The sequence below is a fragment of the Rhizobium sp. No.120 genome, from assembly GCF_054558365.1.
Genome location: NZ_BAAJNQ010000031.1, coordinates 1 through 16,419, shown reverse-complemented (window position 1 = coordinate 16,419; position 16,419 = coordinate 1). Strand labels below are relative to the sequence as shown.

The 16,419-nt window shown below is 56.3% G+C and carries 19 protein-coding genes and 2 pseudogenes; 9 read left to right on the top strand and 12 right to left on the bottom strand.

What is annotated here, in order from left to right; genetic code table 11:
* Position 1: 1 nt before the first annotated feature.
* Positions 2-454 (top strand): chemotaxis protein CheW, encoded by a 453-nt coding sequence (locus tag ACYJRZ_RS31345; RefSeq protein WP_459465348.1) that lies wholly within the window; start codon positions 2-4, stop codon positions 452-454.
* Positions 455-595: 141 nt separating this feature from the next.
* Positions 596-847, top strand: a complete 252-nt coding sequence (locus ACYJRZ_RS31340; RefSeq protein WP_459465346.1) for a PilZ domain-containing protein — start codon at positions 596-598, stop codon at positions 845-847.
* A 130-nt stretch (positions 848-977) separates the two neighbouring features.
* Here the strand turns inward: ACYJRZ_RS31340 and ACYJRZ_RS31335 are convergent, their stop codons facing one another.
* The 7 genes from ACYJRZ_RS31335 to ACYJRZ_RS31305 form a co-directional block, all read right to left on the bottom strand.
* A complete protein-coding gene (locus tag ACYJRZ_RS31335) occupies positions 978-2,564 on the bottom strand; it encodes a DHA2 family efflux MFS transporter permease subunit (protein ID WP_459465344.1) in 1,587 nt (528 codons plus the stop codon).
* A 12-nt stretch (positions 2,565-2,576) separates the two neighbouring features.
* Entirely contained in the window at positions 2,577-3,665 is a 1,089-nt protein-coding gene (locus ACYJRZ_RS31330; protein WP_459465342.1) for an HlyD family secretion protein, read from the bottom strand.
* 25 nt (positions 3,666-3,690) lie between these two features.
* Positions 3,691-4,218: a winged helix-turn-helix transcriptional regulator gene (locus ACYJRZ_RS31325; protein ID WP_459465340.1), complete on the bottom strand. Its 528-nt coding sequence runs from the start codon at positions 4,216-4,218 to the stop codon at positions 3,691-3,693.
* A 553-nt stretch (positions 4,219-4,771) separates the two neighbouring features.
* A complete protein-coding gene (locus ACYJRZ_RS31320) occupies positions 4,772-5,122 on the bottom strand; it encodes a gamma-glutamylcyclotransferase family protein (protein WP_459465338.1) in 351 nt (116 codons plus the stop codon).
* Positions 5,115-5,657 (bottom strand): MarR family winged helix-turn-helix transcriptional regulator, encoded by a 543-nt coding sequence (locus tag ACYJRZ_RS31315; RefSeq protein ID WP_459465336.1) that lies wholly within the window; start codon positions 5,655-5,657, stop codon positions 5,115-5,117. Before ACYJRZ_RS31315 ends, ACYJRZ_RS31320 begins: the two co-directional genes overlap by 8 nt.
* Before the next feature lie 32 nt (positions 5,658-5,689).
* Positions 5,690-6,634: a PLP-dependent cysteine synthase family protein gene (locus ACYJRZ_RS31310; protein ID WP_459465334.1), complete on the bottom strand. Its 945-nt coding sequence runs from the start codon at positions 6,632-6,634 to the stop codon at positions 5,690-5,692.
* 47 nt (positions 6,635-6,681) lie between these two features.
* Positions 6,682-7,089: an MAPEG family protein gene (locus ACYJRZ_RS31305; protein WP_459465332.1), complete on the bottom strand. Its 408-nt coding sequence runs from the start codon at positions 7,087-7,089 to the stop codon at positions 6,682-6,684.
* Positions 7,090-7,183: 94 nt separating this feature from the next.
* Here ACYJRZ_RS31305 and ACYJRZ_RS31300 point away from each other — a divergent pair, with 94 nt between their 5' ends.
* Entirely contained in the window at positions 7,184-8,146 is a 963-nt protein-coding gene (locus ACYJRZ_RS31300) for a GlxA family transcriptional regulator (protein WP_459465330.1), read from the top strand.
* Between the two features lie 142 nt (positions 8,147-8,288).
* Here the strand turns inward: ACYJRZ_RS31300 and ACYJRZ_RS31295 are convergent, their stop codons facing one another.
* Positions 8,289-9,203, bottom strand: coding sequence for a LysR family transcriptional regulator (locus tag ACYJRZ_RS31295; RefSeq protein WP_459465328.1), 915 nt, complete (start codon positions 9,201-9,203; stop codon positions 8,289-8,291).
* A 328-nt stretch (positions 9,204-9,531) separates the two neighbouring features.
* Between ACYJRZ_RS31295 and ACYJRZ_RS31290 the strand changes: the two genes are divergently transcribed.
* The gene (locus ACYJRZ_RS31290; protein WP_459465326.1) at positions 9,532-9,879 is read left to right on the top strand and encodes an aldo/keto reductase; all 348 of its coding nucleotides are present in this window, start codon (positions 9,532-9,534) and stop codon (positions 9,877-9,879) included.
* Complete coding sequence (locus tag ACYJRZ_RS31285) at positions 9,807-10,016, top strand: aldo/keto reductase (RefSeq protein WP_459465324.1); 210 nt, start codon at positions 9,807-9,809, stop codon at positions 10,014-10,016. The genes ACYJRZ_RS31290 and ACYJRZ_RS31285 overlap by 73 nt, the downstream gene beginning before the upstream one ends.
* A 262-nt stretch (positions 10,017-10,278) precedes the next feature.
* Here the strand turns inward: ACYJRZ_RS31285 and ACYJRZ_RS31280 are convergent, their stop codons facing one another.
* Together ACYJRZ_RS31280 and ACYJRZ_RS31275 are read right to left on the bottom strand one after the other, a co-directional pair.
* The gene (locus ACYJRZ_RS31280) at positions 10,279-11,136 is read right to left on the bottom strand and encodes an NmrA family NAD(P)-binding protein (protein WP_459465322.1); all 858 of its coding nucleotides are present in this window, start codon (positions 11,134-11,136) and stop codon (positions 10,279-10,281) included.
* A gap of 84 nt (positions 11,137-11,220) precedes the next feature.
* Complete coding sequence (locus ACYJRZ_RS31275; protein WP_459465350.1) at positions 11,221-12,483, bottom strand: serine hydrolase domain-containing protein; 1,263 nt, start codon at positions 12,481-12,483, stop codon at positions 11,221-11,223.
* 414 nt (positions 12,484-12,897) lie between these two features.
* Between ACYJRZ_RS31275 and ACYJRZ_RS31270 the strand changes: the two are divergent.
* Together ACYJRZ_RS31270 and ACYJRZ_RS31265 are read left to right on the top strand one after the other, a co-directional pair.
* Positions 12,898-13,246 (top strand): annotated as a pseudogene (locus tag ACYJRZ_RS31270) (cyanase); the annotation flags it as partial.
* Positions 13,247-13,307: 61 nt separating this feature from the next.
* Positions 13,308-13,394 (top strand): annotated as a pseudogene (locus ACYJRZ_RS31265) (methyl-accepting chemotaxis protein); the annotation flags it as partial.
* Positions 13,395-13,510: 116 nt separating this feature from the next.
* Here ACYJRZ_RS31265 and ACYJRZ_RS31260 read toward each other — a convergent pair.
* Positions 13,511-14,107 carry a TetR/AcrR family transcriptional regulator gene (locus tag ACYJRZ_RS31260; RefSeq protein WP_459465320.1) on the bottom strand — a complete coding sequence of 199 codons (597 nt, stop codon included), beginning with the start codon at positions 14,105-14,107 and terminating at the stop codon, positions 13,511-13,513.
* Between the two features lie 147 nt (positions 14,108-14,254).
* On the opposite strand from ACYJRZ_RS31260, the gene ACYJRZ_RS31255 reads away from it, so the two are divergent.
* The gene (locus tag ACYJRZ_RS31255) at positions 14,255-14,977 is read left to right on the top strand and encodes an SDR family oxidoreductase (RefSeq protein ID WP_459465318.1); all 723 of its coding nucleotides are present in this window, start codon (positions 14,255-14,257) and stop codon (positions 14,975-14,977) included.
* A 230-nt stretch (positions 14,978-15,207) separates the two neighbouring features.
* On the opposite strand, the gene ACYJRZ_RS31250 is transcribed toward ACYJRZ_RS31255, so the two are convergent.
* Positions 15,208-15,384, bottom strand: coding sequence for a hypothetical protein (locus tag ACYJRZ_RS31250; protein WP_459465316.1), 177 nt, complete (start codon positions 15,382-15,384; stop codon positions 15,208-15,210).
* Here ACYJRZ_RS31250 and ACYJRZ_RS31245 point away from each other — a divergent pair.
* Positions 15,383-16,318 carry a metallophosphoesterase gene (locus tag ACYJRZ_RS31245; protein WP_459465314.1) on the top strand — a complete coding sequence of 312 codons (936 nt, stop codon included), beginning with the start codon at positions 15,383-15,385 and terminating at the stop codon, positions 16,316-16,318. The two genes, ACYJRZ_RS31250 and ACYJRZ_RS31245, sit on opposite strands and share 2 nt — an antisense overlap.
* Positions 16,319-16,419: the final 101 nt, after the last annotated feature.

The following is a 16,419-nucleotide window of genomic DNA, read 5'->3' as shown; positions in this document are numbered from 1 at the left end:
CATGAACGGTCAAACGACGCTGGACATCATTGCATTCCAGCTCGGCGAGCAGACATTCTGCATTGAGACGACGTCCGTTCGCGAAATCCGCGGATGGGCAGCCTCGACGCCACTGCCGCACACGTCCGATGAAGTTCTCGGTGTGATCAACTTGCGCGGGACTGTCATTCTGACGATCGATCTGGCCCGCAAACTCGGGATGCGGTCAGGCGAAACGACCGAGCGCAGTGCGATCGTGGTGGTGAAGGTGCACGGAAAGCCGATGGGACTTGTTGTGGACAGGGTGACCGACATGCTCTCCGTCACGGCGGATCAACTTCAGCCGCCCCCGGACATCATCGGCTCCGTCGATCGATCCTGTTGCGAAGGGATCATCACGCACCCATCGGGAATGATTTGCTTCCTTCATTTAACGAACATGTTCGCGCCAGAGGATGAGGCTATCGCAGCGTAGACCGGTCGAAGCGGCGTCATTCACGCCTGCCTCCTGCTCCCTCAACACCGCAATCATTTGTCCGTCCTTTAACGACGAACCTTAGCGTATCATTGGATGAAGGGTGTGCATTGAACCATGTCTAGCTCCGATGGGGAACCGATGAGTGAACGCCGAAAATCTGTCAGAACGCGCGCTCTCAAAGGAGCTCGGATTATCTACGGCAATGGCTCGCTGACCCGAGATTGCGCCGTGAGGAACCTTTCCACAAACGGGGCAAAATTGGTTATGCCAAGTACCGCAGGTATCCCGGACCGTTTCGAGCTTGCGTTCGAAGATGACACCCGGAAAAACTGCGCTGTTCGCTGGCGAAAACTGACGGATATCGGAATCGAGTTTGTCGACGAAGCCTGATCGGCAGCTATTCATTGATGGATTTGACCACATTAGCGACTACGACAGATACAGGTGATGTCCGGTTGTTCGACTGAAGGCACTCGAAGGGATAGCGATTGAAATCAAGCTGCCGCGCCGGTCATAGCCCTCAATGTCCAGTGGGTTGCGAAGCGCCCTTGGGTGGTGTGACGTTCTTCATCAGCGGAACGAGAGCGGTTGCAATGACGAAAGCGATCATGATGACCTCGAAGGCATCCGCATAGGCCATGGTTGATGCTTCGCGATAAGCGAGCTTGAAGAGCTGCTTCAATGCAGCGATGTGGCCGTCGTCGAGGCTACCCGGCACCTCGCCGTAGCGGCTGGCAACGCCCGCAACCAGACGTTCCATGGCCCCATTTGCCGGAGTTAGATTGGAAGCGATCGCTGTAAAATGCATGTTGGTGCGATCGTTGATGATCGCTGCGCAGACGGCAATGCCGACGGCGCCGCCGAGATTGCGCATCATGTTGAAGAGCCCGCTTGCATATTTCAGCCGCTCCGGTGGTAGGCTTCCGAGCCCGAGAGTGACGGCAGGGGCGACCGCGAAGACCTGCGGAAAGCCACGAAAGACCTGCGGCCAGAAGAGCTCGTCGCCGCCCCAGTCATGGGTGATATAGCTAAAGCCCCACATCGCAGCGCCAAAGGATGCCAGGCCAAACATCATCAGCCAGCGCGTATCGAAACGCTTGGCCAGGAATATATAGACGGGGACACCGAGTGTCGAAGCCGCACCGGTCGAGAAGACGGCAACGCCGGTTTGCCACGCATCGAAGCCGCGGACATAGCCGAGAAACAGGGGCGTCAGATAGATTGTCGAGAAGATGCCGATACCGGTGATGAAGGACAGCACACAGCCGATTGCAAAGTTGCGATTGCCGAAGGCTCTGAGGTCGACGACAGGCCGCGAAAAGGTGAGGCTGCGGATGAAGAAAAGAACGCCGGCGACGGCCGCGATGGTGGTTGTGTCGCGGATCGTGCTGTCGTCGAACCAGTTGGCCCGCGTGCCTTCCTCCAGCACATATTCGAGCGTGCCGAGGGAGATCGCCATCAGGATGATGCCGGGATAATCGGCGTCCTTCAGGAGCTTCAGATCAGGCTCATCGATCTTAACCAGGAGCGGCACCAATATCGTAATGATAAGGCCGGGGACGATATTGACATAAAAGAGCCAATGCCAATTCCACGTATCAGTGATCCAGCCGCCGATTACAGGTCCGAGCGTCGGTGCGACCGAGGCGATCGTTCCGATGACGGCGGCGGAATAGACGCGCCGCGGTCCCTGGAAATAATGGAACGACGAGGTGAATACCGTCGGTATCATCGAGGCACCCAGCAGGCCCTGTAGCGCCCGAAACATGATCATGCTCTCGATGTTCCAGGCAATCCCGCACAGCATGCTGCTGAGCGTGAAACCGGCTGCCGATATGGTGAACAGCCAGCGCGTGGAGAAGACACGGGTCAGCCAGCCGGAGAGCGGGATGACGCAGATTTCGGCGATCAAATAGGCGGTCTGCACCCAGCTGATCTCGTCCTGGGATGCCGAGAGACCGCCGCCGATATCCTGCAGCGACGAGGCGACGATCTGGATGTCGAGGAGCGCGATGAACATGCCGAAGCACATCACAACGAAGGGCAGGAGGCTCCGGATCCAACTGGTGTCAGACGGAGCGGACGCCGATGCGGTGGCTGTTGTCACGACCGGCTCCTATCAGGGGTGCGTATCGACCGTAACAGTCGTCGAGAGGCCCGGGCGCAACGTCCGAGCCTGCGAAGCGTCGTCATTCAAGGCGATGCGAACAGGCACGCGCTGGACGATCTTTGTAAAGTTGCCGGTCGCGTTTTCCGGCGGGATGACGCTGAAGGTCGCCCCGGTTGCCGGCGAAATGCTGCTGACGCGGCCTTGCAGGGGATGACCGGGATAGATATCGGTGACGACATCGACCGTCTGGCCGACTTTGATCACGCCGAGCTGATCTTCCTTGAAGTTCGCATCAACCCATAGTCCCTTAGCCGGGATTACGCTGAGGAGATAGCTGCCATCAGAGACAAAGGCGCCAACCTGCGCGGCGCGGTTTCCGACATAGCCGTCGATCGGCGAGCGGATTTCCGTATAGCCGAGACTGAGACGCGCCGTTTCTGCATCCAGTCGCGCGCCTTCGAGAGTGGATTCGGCCTGCTCGATCTGGGTGCCCAAAACGTCGATCTGCTGACGAGCAGCCGACAGACCTGCGGCGGACGCGTCCACTGCGGCCTTTGCCTGAGCATCCGCCATCAATGCCTTCTGGGCGTTCTGTTCCGTGCCGGTACTCTGATTTGCGAGATTGCGGTAACGCTCGGCATCGACACTGGCGAAGTCGGACGCAGCCTTCTTGGCGGTAAGATCGGCCTCGGCTTGCTTGATGAGAGAGCTCTGCAGTGTCAGCTGCGCATGGAGGTTGTCCAGACTCGCCTGCTGCTGTTGCACCTGCGCCTCCGCACGGTCCAGCGCGGTCTTGTAGGTGCTGGGATCAAGTCGAACCAGCAGCTGACCGGCCTTCACCAGCTGGTTGTCCTCGACGAGCACTTCCTGCACATGGCCGGAGACACGCGGCGAAAGCGTTGTTGTGTTGCCGCCGATATAGGCATCGTCCGTTGTCTGCTGCCAGCGGCCTGTCTGCCACCAGTAATTGGCGTACCAGCCGGCGGCCGCGACGATCGCGATGCCCGCCAACAGCATGACCGGCTTCTTCAGGCTTCGTTTCGGCTTTAGGGAGATCGCTCCCTGCTTGATTCCTGCTTCACTGACGACCTGATTCATGGCCGTGATCTCCGTGGCTGTGCGATTAATTAATGACGGAGGGGATTTGGATCAGCGGAGATCCCGGTCCCTCGGATTTAAGCCGGTAGCGCGAGGCCAGAGGCTCGCGGGCGGCGGGGCCGGCGGCCACGGCATATTTGGGCCGCTCGACCGGCTCCCGCGTTTCCCGGTCGACCAAAATGGGGTCTGCCCAGGCCCCAGTCTCGGTGTCGACAATCACGAGGCTCGGCCCTTCCGGGGCAAAATGCCTGTTGCCCCAGGCGATCAACGACCAGAGCACAGGGCGGAAGTCCTCGCCGCACGCCGTCAGGACATATTCGAAGCGCGATGGCCGCTGCTGATATTGGTGCTTTTCTAGGAGACCGGCCTCAACGAGGCTGTCGAGGCGGCGAGTCAGCGTAGCGGTCCCGATACCAAGGCTCTTCTGGAAATCGTCGAAGCGTGAAACGCCACGCATGGCATCTCGAAGAATGAGGATGCTCCACCACTCGCCGATGCGATCCAGACTTTGTGCCACGGGGCACTGCATGGATTTGAAGCTTTTTTTCTGCATGAGGACACCACGTAGCTTTCATGATGAAAGTCACTATAGGGCGATCGATGGCGCGTTGCAAGTAGACCGCCGCAAGCACGCATAGACTGCCTTGTTAAGGGTGCTGGGCGATCTTCTAATCGCGAATGTCGTAAGCTCGAGCCCGTTCACGAACCCACCGCAGGCCGCCGACGCAAGATTTCGCTTGCCGATTTTCCACCATTCAACGGAAAAAGCGACTTGAGGACGAAGAGTATGAGTCCCCCATAAGGTGGTGTCGTTCGCGACTGGGAAGACATCAGCCTCTGCAAAATTTGGTTTCATGTCGAGGCTCGATAAAGTCTCGTAGAATGCCCCGCGATCAGCGAATGATGGCTGCGAATATCCTGAAGAGTGTCGGACTGACCGGCCCGCCGCCGCCCACGCTTTATCGGCGCCCGCCATTGTATTCGCGTCGCCGATTCATCATCCTGTTGCTATCAATGGAACGTTCGCGATCGCAGGCCCATCACGCGGATGTTTCCAACATTAATCTGAGTCGCGAGACGCGGCCTGAGCAAAGACTGGCGAGGCTTTACCCAGCCAAAGATCGGATATAGATCCAAGCGATTTGGCCGGACGCGAGAACGACCTCGATACGTTGGTAGGCACTTCCCTCATATGCATCGGCCGCTAGCAATTCGCGCTCGGTCACTTCATAAGCGGTGCCTTCGACAACATCAGCGGGATCGTCTGAAGGCGCTGCAATGGGGAACGACGTTTGCCCGCTCAAACCAATGACGGATGCATCCGTCAACTCAACCGTCGTCATCCGGAAGCCCAGTAATACGTCCTCCCACCCTTTCAAGAGGCGCGCGAAAATCGAGAGCTGCACTTTTTCGAGCTGAAGGGTGCCGTACGAAAATAACAAAACCGCGTCAGTCATAGCTTTGGCCTTTGATATTGTCACGGGAACCGTCGAGCAGGTTTTTTCCCGCTGTTGCGGAGAGCGCCCGAAACGGACCACGGCCGGCCGTCGACAGGAGCCTGTTTTCGAGCGCAGAGAGTTGCTCCGGAAAGGTACCGATAGACCCCTCACATAGCTCCCTCAATTCGACGATCACCTGTGGCCAAACGACTCGGCTAGCCTTCTCGACGAGCACTTGTCCGGTCTTCGTCAGCGATACCACACGTCGACGCTGGTCGTTTTCCGGAGTGTCGCTTGTGATCAGGCCTTTCCTGGTGAGCGGTGCCAACATCCTGCTGATACCAGGCTGGGTGATCCCCACCCGTTTTGCGAGGTCAGTGACGGTGGCAGCTTCGACATCGTCCACTGCAGCAAGAAATCGAAGTTGAGCAGGCTGAAGAGGGATCTGGGCCTCGACTAAGTATCGCATGAGACGTTCATCAAGATGATCGGCAATACGACGTAGCCTCTCGCCCCAGAATAACTCCGCGCGATCACTGTGCGTGTGCTTCATCGCAAGCCCCTCGGTGATCGCGCGGCAGGATTTCACCGGCCCGCCAAGTCTTTCGAGAAGGTAGAAATGTATTTCATGCCTGTGTCGCACATGATCGTCACGATAGATGCACCCGGTCCAAGTCGCTCGGCTACGCGAAGAGCCGCAGTCACGTTCGCTCCGGTCGACGTGCCGCAGAACAAGCCTTCTTCGGAAGCAAGTCGGAACGCCATCGCTTTCGCATCGGCTGTCGAGACGGTCTCGATCTCATCCGCAATTTCCGGGTACCAGAGCGGCACCACATATCCAGCGCCGACACCATCAATTTTGTGTGCGCCGGATGGTCCGCCGGAGAGAACAGCAGATTCGGCAGGTTCGACGGTGACGATACGAATGGTCTTGTCGTGCTGGCGAAGCCGCTCGGATATCCCGCGAACAGAGGCCGAACTCCCGGCTGCTTGAACGAAAGCACTCAGGTCTCCGCCGGTCTGCTCCCAGATTTCGTCAGCCATTTTCGTATAGGCCTGCAACTGGTCGGTATTATCCATCTGCGCGGTGATATAGGCACCGGTCTCCGCTGCGATCCTGTGCGCCTCGGCGATCATGTCCTTGGTCAGCTTCTCAGTCTGCTTGCCGTTGTCGCTCGGAATGATCGTAAGATTTGCACCGAGCAGCCGCATGTGATCGAGCTTCTCTTTCGAAAAGGCGTCGGAAGTCACCAAATGAAGCGGATGCTTCTTGACGCCGCAAACGAGGGCAAGCGACACACCGGTGCTTCCACCTGTGTATTCGACGACAGCGCCGCCGGGTTTCAGGCGGCCGTCCTTCTCGGGCGCCTCAACCATGGCGAGTGCCATCCGATCTTTCATGCTGCCGGTGGGATTCTGGCTCTCAAGCTTCAGGAAAATTCGGACGCCGTTCTCCGGAACGACATTGCGCAATTCCAGAAGATCCGTATTGCCGATTGTGTCAAGAATGTTTCTGGGAGACTTGGTCATTGGATTAACCCGCTGTGGTTGGGGGTCGGGGGGTGTATCGAGGTTGTTCAAACCGCGTGACCGAGGATTGCCGCCGCGAAAATAAGGGCGGCCGCAAATCCGGCGACGAAGCTAAGTGTTCTGAGAACTGGGATGCCGGCGGCGTAGATGACGTAGTGTGCCAGGCGCGCAATCAGGTATACCTTCGCCGCAACGACTGTCGCCGGTGTCGTAATTCCAAGCATTGAGGCGATAAGTACAAGTGGCGCGAACACCACCAGATTTTCCGTTGCGTTTGCATGCGCGCGCCGGGCGCGCTCAGCCCAATCCGGATCTGGCATCATTGATGGACTTGGATTGCGGAGCGCCGGCATTAGACCGCGGGTCATAATTCTCGCCAGCGTGTAGGGAATCCACATCAGCGCGGTCGCCAAAGCGGTCAACGTCAGGAGGTAGAGTTCGGTGGTGAATTGCATGGCCCGTTCCGTAGAAGATTGATGTGCGAAAGCCTAGAATCCCCATCCTCGATAGGCTACGGTCATAAATGACAATTTTAGAGGTATTTACGCCATGAGGTTGGCCGTTCTCGCACTGGATGGTGTTTTCGACACCGGCTTAAGCGTCTTGCTCGATACGTTTGCCATCGCCAACGATCTGGTTTCCTCGACCGGTGCTGATGGGCCGTTCATTACCGTATCCATCGCAGGAGTCCGACCCGATGTGCGCACGGCACTCGGCATGACGGCGAGTGTCGACCACATTGGTTCCATAAAAAGACCTGATTGGGTCGTAGTTCCCGCTCTTAACGCAAAGCATCCTGATCAACTCGTCGCTTGTCTCGCGCGCGACGATGTTCGCGAAGCGATTTCGATATTGAGGACTTGGCATCACGAAGGGGTAGGGCTCGCGGCTGCTTGTCTAGGCACATTCATTCTTGCGGAAGCCGGCGTTTTAGACAATGCTGACGCCACCGCAAGCTGGCCACTCGCGCCTTTGTTTCGAAAGCGATATCCCGATATCAGGCTAGACGATTCCCAGATGATTTCAGCGTCTGGCGGCGTGGTTACCGCCGGAGCGGTGATGGGGCATCTGGATTTGGCCCTGTGGCTTGTTCGTCAGGCAAGCCCGGAGCTGGCTACCCTTGTGGCAAGATTCATGGTCGTCGATAAGCGGTCCTCGCAAGCGCGGTACATTGTTCCCAATTATCTCTCCCAAGCCGACCCTCTCGTCGATCGTTTCGAACGGTGGGCGCGCCAGAACCTAGCGTCAGGGTTCTCGCTGCAGGCGGCGGCAGACGCTCTTGCCGTTGGATCTCGGACGCTGCAGCGCCGAACGGAAGCGGTACTTGGAAAGTCCCCCCTCGCGTTTTTTCAGGACATGCGGGTCCAGCATGCGCAACACCTTGTTTCAATGGGGATCGATCTTGAACAAGTGGCCGCTGAGGTAGGTTATGCGGACGCAGCAACGCTGAGGGCACTGCTGCGGCGGCGACTTGGCCGGGGGGTACGCGAGATCCGGGCTGATCTCCAGTAAGGGTGCCGTTTTCATCTACGCCGCCCGGTTGCCAAGTCCAATGTGCCGTCACAAGAAAATTTTCCTTGCACTGACAATCGTTTTCGTCAGGGTCCCGATGCTGCAAATCACGCTTCGGTGCCATGCATCATTGTTTGCTGGGTTAGTCATCGGGGCCGCTTGCAGTGCAAAGTTGCTGAATGAAGTCGATGAACGCACGGACTTTCGCCGGAGGAAGATAGCGGGAAGGATGGTAGGCATAGAGGGGATAGCGTTCCGATGACCATTCTGTGAGTATCTGCCTCAATTGCCCGGATGTAAGCCAAGGATCCAGGCCGATGCGTAGACTTTGAAAAATTCCCTGTCCGGCCACGCAGGCTGCTACGGCCACTGAAGGATCATCCATAATCAGCCGTCCCTTAGCTATCGTCTGGAGCACTTCTGAACCTCGATGGAATTCCCAGGGAAAGGGTCGACCGCCCTGTGGATCCTTGAACAGAATACACTCATGGCCGTAGAGTTCGGTGGGTACCTTGGGCTCCCCACGTTCCGCAAGATAACCGGGGGCGGCACATGTGATAACGTAAGTGTCGAAAAGCTTTCGAGCGATCGCTGAAGAGACATCCGGCGGACCAAACCGAACCGCAACGTCGACACCCGCCAACATATCCTCTCGCGCATTGCTAATCGTCAGGTCGACCAGTAACTGGGGGTATTGCTTCATGAAAGCCGGCATGTGCGGCGCGAGTACCATGCGGGCAAACCATGGGTCGACGTTTACTCTTAAGCGACCACTCACTGCGGCGGCGCTCCCGCTCGCCTCGAATGAGGCCTCTTCCAATCCGGCCAGAAGCGGAACGACTCTGGAATGAAAACGACGTCCTTCTTCGGTCAGGTTGACGCGCCTCGATGTTCGGTCGAACATTCGGATGCCGACCCGGGCTTCAAGCCGGGCGATAGCTCGGCTGACGCCTGATGGCGTGAGGCCAAGTATCTCGGCGGCTTTCGCGAACGAGCCGGCCTCCGCAGCTGTAACGAGAACACCGATTCCTGTCAGAAGCCTAGCATCGAAACTCATCTCAACCGCTCTTACCTGTCTAATCTGTTCCTATGGTGACAAAGAGCCACCTCTGTATTGACACAAAGACGCGACCGGTGTTTCGGCGGCAGCCCTATCATGGCTTTATATCCGGTCAATACGATTAATCTTAAGCCTTTGCTTGATCGCGACCCAACAAGAACGGGTAACATATTCGCTAGGAGACCAATTATGGATAAAATCCGGTCACAAAACGTTGACATTCCCTCGACTGGGCTTGGGTACATTTCGCCTGCCAGGTGCTCTGGCGCAGCCGGCGGTCGAATGAGGAATCGAGCTTGATTTTCGCCATATCGATACGGCCACCATGTATGAAAACGAAACCTTTGTCGGTGCGGCGCTCGTTGCAGCCGGCGTCGCTAGGCGGAACGTGTTCGTGACCAAGGTGTGGCATGATTCTTGGAACCATCGGCACGGCGTCACTCCTTTGACGCAAACGAGACTCAAGCTGGATTATGTCGATCTCTTTCTCATTCATTGGCCCGCCAACGACTTTGACATGGCCGCGAGCCTTGAGCCGATGATGCTGCTGCAGGAGACTGGTTCTGTACGCGCCATCGGGTCTGTAATTTCAATCTACCCATGGTCAGGCACGCTATCCAGATTATCGGAGCGCCCATCGCAACGGTTCAGGTCGAATATCACCCATTCCTGAGCCAGGCCCCGTTGCTCGACTATCTGCGCCGTCGCAACATCCCATTAACGGCGTATGCGCCGCTCGCACAAGGTCGCGTGAGCGAAGATGCCACGCTGGCGGCGATCGGCAGGAAGCATGGATACACCGCCGCCTAAGTGGCCATTGCCTGGCTGATGGGCCAGGAGGGCGTGATCGCCATCCCGAAAGCGGCACGCATTGAAAGTCATATGGCAAACTTGGAAAGCCTGAAGCTTCGACTGGACGAAGATGATAAGACGACAATTGCGGCTTTGCGGAAAGATCAGCGCTACGTTCGCCCCCTTTTGCACCCGACTGGGACGCAATTACGCTCTAACTTGCAATGTTGAAGCGCGCGCAGGGCGCGCTTCAATCATTTGCTACGAAGGAATGGACATCTCAATCGTTGAGCAAGCCCTTGATCGCTTCCTCAGCGCTGACGCTGCCCTTTACGAGCATTGCAGGCGCACCTTCGAAATCGATCCACCCTTCGTTGAAGCCGTCGAGCATCTGGATGCGGAAGATTGGGTTCTTCATGCCCTGCGAGCGGAACAACTCTTCCCAGGTGTCGCGGGGAACCAGGTTGAGTTCAACAGGGCGCTGAAGAAGTTTCGAGAAGATCTCAGCCATCTGACGCGGCGTCGTCCGTTCCGGACCAACGAGTTCAACAATCCGACGACCCGACCAAGTCTCCTGGATCAGTTCGGCCGCGACCCGGCCGACATCCTTGGTCGAAACCATCGGAAATGCCTTATCAGCCGGGTGCAGGAAGGAGTAGAGCGTCCCTTCGGCTGCAGATGCAACGTCCCAAGCAAAGTTGTCAAAGAACCAGCCCGGACGCAGGATCGTGAGCGGCATCGACAATGATGCCAGTTCCTGTTCCAGGATCGTGCGCTGGCTCAGCAGATTTGTCTGATGGGCGTGGCCGCCCACGGTCGAGAGGCAGACGACCTTTCCAACGTTGGACCGTTCCAGGGTCGCGCGAATGATTTTGGCTTCGGCAGTTGCCTCAGGAAAGCCGGGACGCGGATCGAAATTCGACGGCGGTAGAATAAACACGGCGTCGGCGTTGCGGAACGCTTTCTCCAGCGCATGTTCGTCGCCCATGTCCGCTATGGCGATCTCGCAGCCAAGCTTCTCCCATTCTGCTGATTTTTCCGGGTTGCGCATGACCGCACGTACCGGCTGACCGGTCGCGCGAAGCGTTCTGGCGAGCATTCCACCGACCTTGCCGGTTATCCCTGTGATGACATACATGATACTATCCCTTGTTCGGAAGGTTATCGGCCTGGACTCGTGCTCAGCACCGAGCGTTTCAATGGTCGTCTGGTTGGCGTTCGGCTAGTCAATCGTGCCGTAGAGCGCCTTTTCGAACGCGCCGTAGAGGTTGACGACACGTTCGTCGAAGAAGGGCAGCGTCTGCGTAAAGAGCGTGCCAATGATTTTCTTCTTAGGATCGATCCAATAGAAGGAATTCAAGAGCCCCGCCCAGGAAACGCTGCCGGCACTTCGTCCGTTGGGACCGGGTTCCATATTGATGTCGAATGACAAGCCCCACTTGTGGACCGCACCAGGAAACTGGTCGAAGCTGTTGGACCATTGCGGCGCGGAGGTTTCCATCTTAACGACCTTAAGGTCACCGATATGGTTCTGGAACATTGTATCGACCGTCTCGGGACGAAGAATGGAAACGCCTTCAAGCGTACCTCGATTGAGCAGCATCCGTAGAAGCTTCATATAGGCCCGTGGGGTGCCGAAGGCGCCCCCGCCACCTGAGAAGAATTCCGGCCGTTGGTTCATTTCAAAAGGCATAGTAGCCAGGGAACCGTCGGCTTGGCGATTGTAAAGCGTTGCGACGCGGGCCTTCTGCTCGCTACCGATCAGGAAACCGCAGTCCTTCATGCCGAGAGGATCAAAAATCTTTTCCTTGAAATAGGCCTCAAGTGACTGATCGGATACGGCCTCCACCAACTTACCAACCCAGTCCATGCTGATGCCATATTGCCAGCGTTCGCCCGGCTCGAATTCAAGCGGTGCGGTGAAGGCCCCGTTCAACGAATAGCCGACATCGGGCATGTGGGTGATCTTTTCATACCGGGCCAGCGGCTCGCTCCAATTGGGATATGTATAGCCCGATGTATGTGTCAGCAGATGTTGGACAGTGATGATACGTGTAGCCGGACGGAGCTTAGGCTGGCCGCTATCATCGAATCCATCGAGGATCATCGGAGCTTTCAGCTCGGGAAGGATGTCGGCTGCCGGCTGATCAAGCCGAAGCTTGCCTTGTTCGACCAATTGCATACAAGCGGTCGCAGTTATCGCCTTCGTCATGGACAACAGCCAAAACACGGAGTCCGGAGACACATCTGGCCCAGAGGGAAGACTTCTCTTGTCGAACGAGCCCTCGTAAATGATGCCGGATGAGTCGGCGGCCATCGCGACTACGCTTCCGGCGTCATTTCGCCTTACCGCCTGCTGCAGAAGCGGGTCAATTACGGTAGAGAGACGCTGACTGGTTTTGCTGTCGGCCTTAGCGTAGGTCGGCGTTGTCAACAACGACGATGCCGATGCTGCTGCCGCCAAGCCGGCAGCAGAACGCAACATGGTCCGACGTGAAAAATTCACGGCCATTGAAGGTACCTTTTAGAATTTGAGATCGATGAAACGACGGCTCGCCGCCGTCTACAGGTTGTAGTATAGAGCTAGGTTTACCTTGACCAAAATGAAAACGAGTCAAATCATCGATGACCAGGAATCATCGATGAGCGTTGAGGGGCGACGAGTTGGCAGAGCTGCCCAAGTGTTTGTTGATGCTGCACGACGAAACCCTGAGGCCATGGCTGCAAATCTAGAAGCGCATCTACGCGAACTAATCGAACCCGCCTTTGAAGTTACGGTAATTCGCGACGCCATCGCAGGATGACATCAGATTCCATCACTACTCGGAAGGTCTGAGATTTAACATCGTTCGGTTGGAACGATACCGTGGCAGCTAGATATTCAGGAAAGGGGAACAACATTAAACGCGAAGAACTGAACGAAAAAATACTCGACATCAACGCGAGCGCGACTGGTCTTGGAAATACATCACCGACGGGATCGAGGGGTTTCAGAAGTCCTGATTATTGGTGCGCTGCTCCGACAAATGAAGCTCGTCAAGCCGCTCGCCAGAAAAGCTGCAGAGCTCTTCAGTCTTTTTAGAACGCGAAAGACGCATACTCAAGAGGTACCGTATCGCGGCACATCAATGCGACGACGGATCCTTTTATATACCCGCTTCTATGAAGTGGTGATGGTCAACGGTCCTGCTTGGAAGGCCTTAATCGAAGAAGAGTTCGGCGATGGGATCATGTCTGCGGTCGTGTTCGCATTGGCAAGTCCGGGAAGTTCGTGCCTATGCAGACGATTCAGAATTTATCCCAGCAGGTATCGACAACATTGCTTTTCAAACCAATCTGCTGGCGTTGAATGCCGCTGCCGAGGCGGTCTGCGCGGGCAAGGGACTTGCGGTCGTCGAGGCATCGGATTGGCACACCAGTTCGCTGCGCTAATCCAATCGGTCGATGATGATCCAACATCTCACGAACCCCAGCTCAAAACTCCCCTCGGATCGGTCTCAAATTTCGATATATCAGTTTCGCCGGGCAAGCGCAGGGGGCGCCGCTTGGTCGAGAAGAACCATTACTGCGCTTTTTGCTGTCTCAAACGGTTCAGCATCACGATAGACCTGCGATAGCAGCAACGCGCCCTGGAATAACACGGTGATCTGCTTGCCAAGCGAGGCTGGATCGGCGACCGGAAGCCTAGTGCACATGTCGATAAACCGTCGTTCGACGTGAAATCCCAGGCGTTCCCCGCGGGACGCGATTCCTTCATGTTTGCCTGCATATTCCTGCGATGCCTTGATACCGAGGCAGCCCCGTCGATCCGCTTCGAGCATCATTCGGCGGCTATCGAAGCAGGCCAAAACCTGATCGCGTGCATCGTCATGACCTGCTTCGGCGATCGCAAAATAGGCATTGGCGATTTCCTTGCCATAATAATCCAAGACGCCTTCTATCAAATCTTCCTTGGAGCTGAAGTATTTATATAGAGTGCGCTTGGAAATCCCGCTCGCCGCAATAACGGTATCAATCCCCGTCGCGTGAAATCCGCCATCGTAGAATCGATCGAAAGCTAGTTTCAAAATCTCCAGCTTCTTCGCCGGAATAGGCGCTGCGAGGGACATGCGATTCTCCAAATTTCTGAGCGGATTAACATTTTTTAGCAGACTTCGTTGACAGGGTAAACAGATCTGTTTATCTGATCCCTGTAAACAGATCTGTTTATGATAAAAACGCCTCGCAACGCGAGGAACTTCCCAGAAAGGCGAGTCATGTCACTGAATAACAAAGTTTTCCTGGTCTCCGGTGCAAACCGTGGCATTGGCGCGGCGACCGTCAAGGAGTTACTCAAGGCCGGCGTGAGCAAAATCTACGCGGGCGCTCGTAATCCCCCTTCATTGCCTGATTTTGGTGACACTCGCGTTGTACCAATCCAACTCGACGTAACAGATCAGACCTCTATTGACGCTGCAGCGGCCGCAGCGAAGGATATCGATGTTCTGGTGAACAACGCGGGCACTTTAGGAATGAATGACTTCGTCCATAGCCCGCTTGGCGAGCTCAATTCCGATATGCTAACGAACTTCTACGGGACGCTGCATGTCATTCGGGCATTTACACCTGCTTTTCTCGCCAAAGGATCTGGAACGATTGCCAATATCGTAAGTATCTCGGGGCTCGTTGCGACGCCACCGCTGTCAGCGTATTCGGCTTCCAAAGCTGCTCTACATTCGCTGACCCAAACCCTACGCATGACCCTCAAAAAGTCTGGCATCACCGTCATTGGCGTTTATCCAGGCCCCGTTGATACTGATCTGGCAAAGAATATTCCGCTCGACAAAGTGAGCCCCGAGCACGTCGCTGCTAATATTGTCCTGGGGATTACTTCTGGCGAGACTCACATCTTCCCTGATCCAACCGCGTTACAGATCCAGCATTTGTGGGAACACGACGGCCGCCACCTTGAGGACGCGATAGCCTCGATGCTCCGTTAAGGTCCCCAAGCATATCACCTGCGGCAGTCTCTTATCTCTAGGAAATATCCTTGAGGGTTGCGCTGTCGCAGATGTACTTCCGTTAGCGTAAGGGCAACTTTTGAGCGGCAGAGCCTGTCGGAATCGATAGGGATCCCTCGTGATTGTTGTCGAGAGCCCCAGCTGTCACTTTGGATCGTCATGCTTCCAACCGGCTTTCTCGTTCGCGTTTGCGTCCTTGGTGGGCTCCTTCACTTGTATGTCGGGATGCGGCTCATTTCCACAGCCCCTGTCGGGACGCCGATGAGAGTCGCCGCGGCACTTCTTTTGGCTGCTTGCCTAATGACGATCGCGATGGGCATGGCGTCGCGGTTCATTCTGCGCCCTCCCCATGCGGACAGGGTGACCTGGCTAGGAATGTCGCTCATGGGCTTCTTTTCAACCGTACTCATGCTGACAATCGTTCGGGACCTGTTTTTGTTCAGCTGCTGGGCCATCTCAATCGTCTCAGACGTGACCGCGATCTCGAATGGGTTGCGGAATTCCACGGCGCTTGCTGTGCCGTTCGTTGCCCTCGCTTTCACATTGCTCGGCTTTTATTTTGCGAGGCGCCGCGCGACTGTGAAGACGATCGACATCCCTATCGCCAAACTTGATACCGGATTGGAAGGCTTCACCATCGTCCAGATAAGCGACATTCATGTCGGGCCGACTATTAAGCGGCGATATGTGGAAAAGATCGTTAGCGCAGTCAATGATCTTCACCCCGACCTTATTGCGTTGACCGGCGATCTTGTCGACGGCTCTGTCGAAGAACTCGCAAAGGATGTGCGTCCAATTGGCCAACTATCGGCCCGCCACGGCACCTTTTTCGTGACGGGCAACCACGAATACTATTCAGGCGCGGATTCATGGATCGATGAGGTGCGTCGGCTTGGGCTTAAGGTATTGATGAACCAACACGTGGTCATAGATCACAACGGAACGCGTGCGCTGGTCGCTGGCGTGACCGACTTCGAGGCAGGGAGTTTCGATAAAGCTCATGAGAGCGACCCTGAAAAAGCGATCAGGGGCGCTCCTCGCGATATCGCTTTCCGGCTTCTTCTCGCGCATCAGCCACGCTCCGCCACGGCAGCTGTAAAGGCGGGCTTCACACTTCAACTGTCCGGCCACACCCATGGCGGCCAATTTCTCCCCTGGCATTTGTTAATCCGATTGCAGCAACCTGTCGTCTACGGTTTAGCCAAATTGGACGATCTCTGGGTCTATACTAGCCGCGGTACCGGATACTGGGGGCCGCCGATTCGACTTGGAGCGCCTTCTGAAATTACGCGCCTTCGCCTCATCGGAGTACCTGCATGACGTCGCCGGAGCTACATATACCCAGGGATGTCCCGCCCGGAGAGTTTTGTCTGTCAGTTGGAGCAACGTGAACCGGTTCCATAAATCCGATTATCAGCTTT

Excerpts from the sequence above, each read along its gene's own strand:
- ACYJRZ_RS31345 (WP_459465348.1), top strand. The coding sequence starts at position 2 with ATGAACGGTCAAACGACGCTGGACATCATTGCATTCCAGCTCGGCGAG.
- ACYJRZ_RS31340 (WP_459465346.1), top strand. The coding sequence starts at position 596 with ATGAGTGAACGCCGAAAATCTGTCAGAACGCGCGCTCTCAAAGGAGCT.
- ACYJRZ_RS31330 (WP_459465342.1), bottom strand. The coding sequence starts at position 3,665 with ATGAATCAGGTCGTCAGTGAAGCAGGAATCAAGCAGGGAGCGATCTCC.
- ACYJRZ_RS31325 (WP_459465340.1), bottom strand. The coding sequence starts at position 4,218 with ATGCAGAAAAAAAGCTTCAAATCCATGCAGTGCCCCGTGGCACAAAGT.
- ACYJRZ_RS31320 (WP_459465338.1), bottom strand. The coding sequence starts at position 5,122 with ATGACTGACGCGGTTTTGTTATTTTCGTACGGCACCCTTCAGCTCGAA.
- ACYJRZ_RS31315 (WP_459465336.1), bottom strand. The coding sequence starts at position 5,657 with ATGAAGCACACGCACAGTGATCGCGCGGAGTTATTCTGGGGCGAGAGG.
- ACYJRZ_RS31310 (WP_459465334.1), bottom strand. The coding sequence starts at position 6,634 with ATGACCAAGTCTCCCAGAAACATTCTTGACACAATCGGCAATACGGAT.
- ACYJRZ_RS31305 (WP_459465332.1), bottom strand. The coding sequence starts at position 7,089 with ATGCAATTCACCACCGAACTCTACCTCCTGACGTTGACCGCTTTGGCG.
- ACYJRZ_RS31300 (WP_459465330.1), top strand. The coding sequence starts at position 7,184 with ATGAGGTTGGCCGTTCTCGCACTGGATGGTGTTTTCGACACCGGCTTA.
- ACYJRZ_RS31295 (WP_459465328.1), bottom strand. The coding sequence starts at position 9,203 with ATGAGTTTCGATGCTAGGCTTCTGACAGGAATCGGTGTTCTCGTTACA.
- ACYJRZ_RS31290 (WP_459465326.1), top strand. The coding sequence starts at position 9,532 with ATGTATGAAAACGAAACCTTTGTCGGTGCGGCGCTCGTTGCAGCCGGC.
- ACYJRZ_RS31285 (WP_459465324.1), top strand. The coding sequence starts at position 9,807 with ATGGTCAGGCACGCTATCCAGATTATCGGAGCGCCCATCGCAACGGTT.
- ACYJRZ_RS31280 (WP_459465322.1), bottom strand. The coding sequence starts at position 11,136 with ATGTATGTCATCACAGGGATAACCGGCAAGGTCGGTGGAATGCTCGCC.
- ACYJRZ_RS31275 (WP_459465350.1), bottom strand. The coding sequence starts at position 12,483 with ATGTTGCGTTCTGCTGCCGGCTTGGCGGCAGCAGCATCGGCATCGTCG.
- ACYJRZ_RS31260 (WP_459465320.1), bottom strand. The coding sequence starts at position 14,107 with ATGTCCCTCGCAGCGCCTATTCCGGCGAAGAAGCTGGAGATTTTGAAA.
- ACYJRZ_RS31255 (WP_459465318.1), top strand. The coding sequence starts at position 14,255 with ATGTCACTGAATAACAAAGTTTTCCTGGTCTCCGGTGCAAACCGTGGC.
- ACYJRZ_RS31245 (WP_459465314.1), top strand. The coding sequence starts at position 15,383 with ATGGGCTTCTTTTCAACCGTACTCATGCTGACAATCGTTCGGGACCTG.
- ACYJRZ_RS31250 (WP_459465316.1), bottom strand. The coding sequence starts at position 15,384 with ATGAGCGACATTCCTAGCCAGGTCACCCTGTCCGCATGGGGAGGGCGC.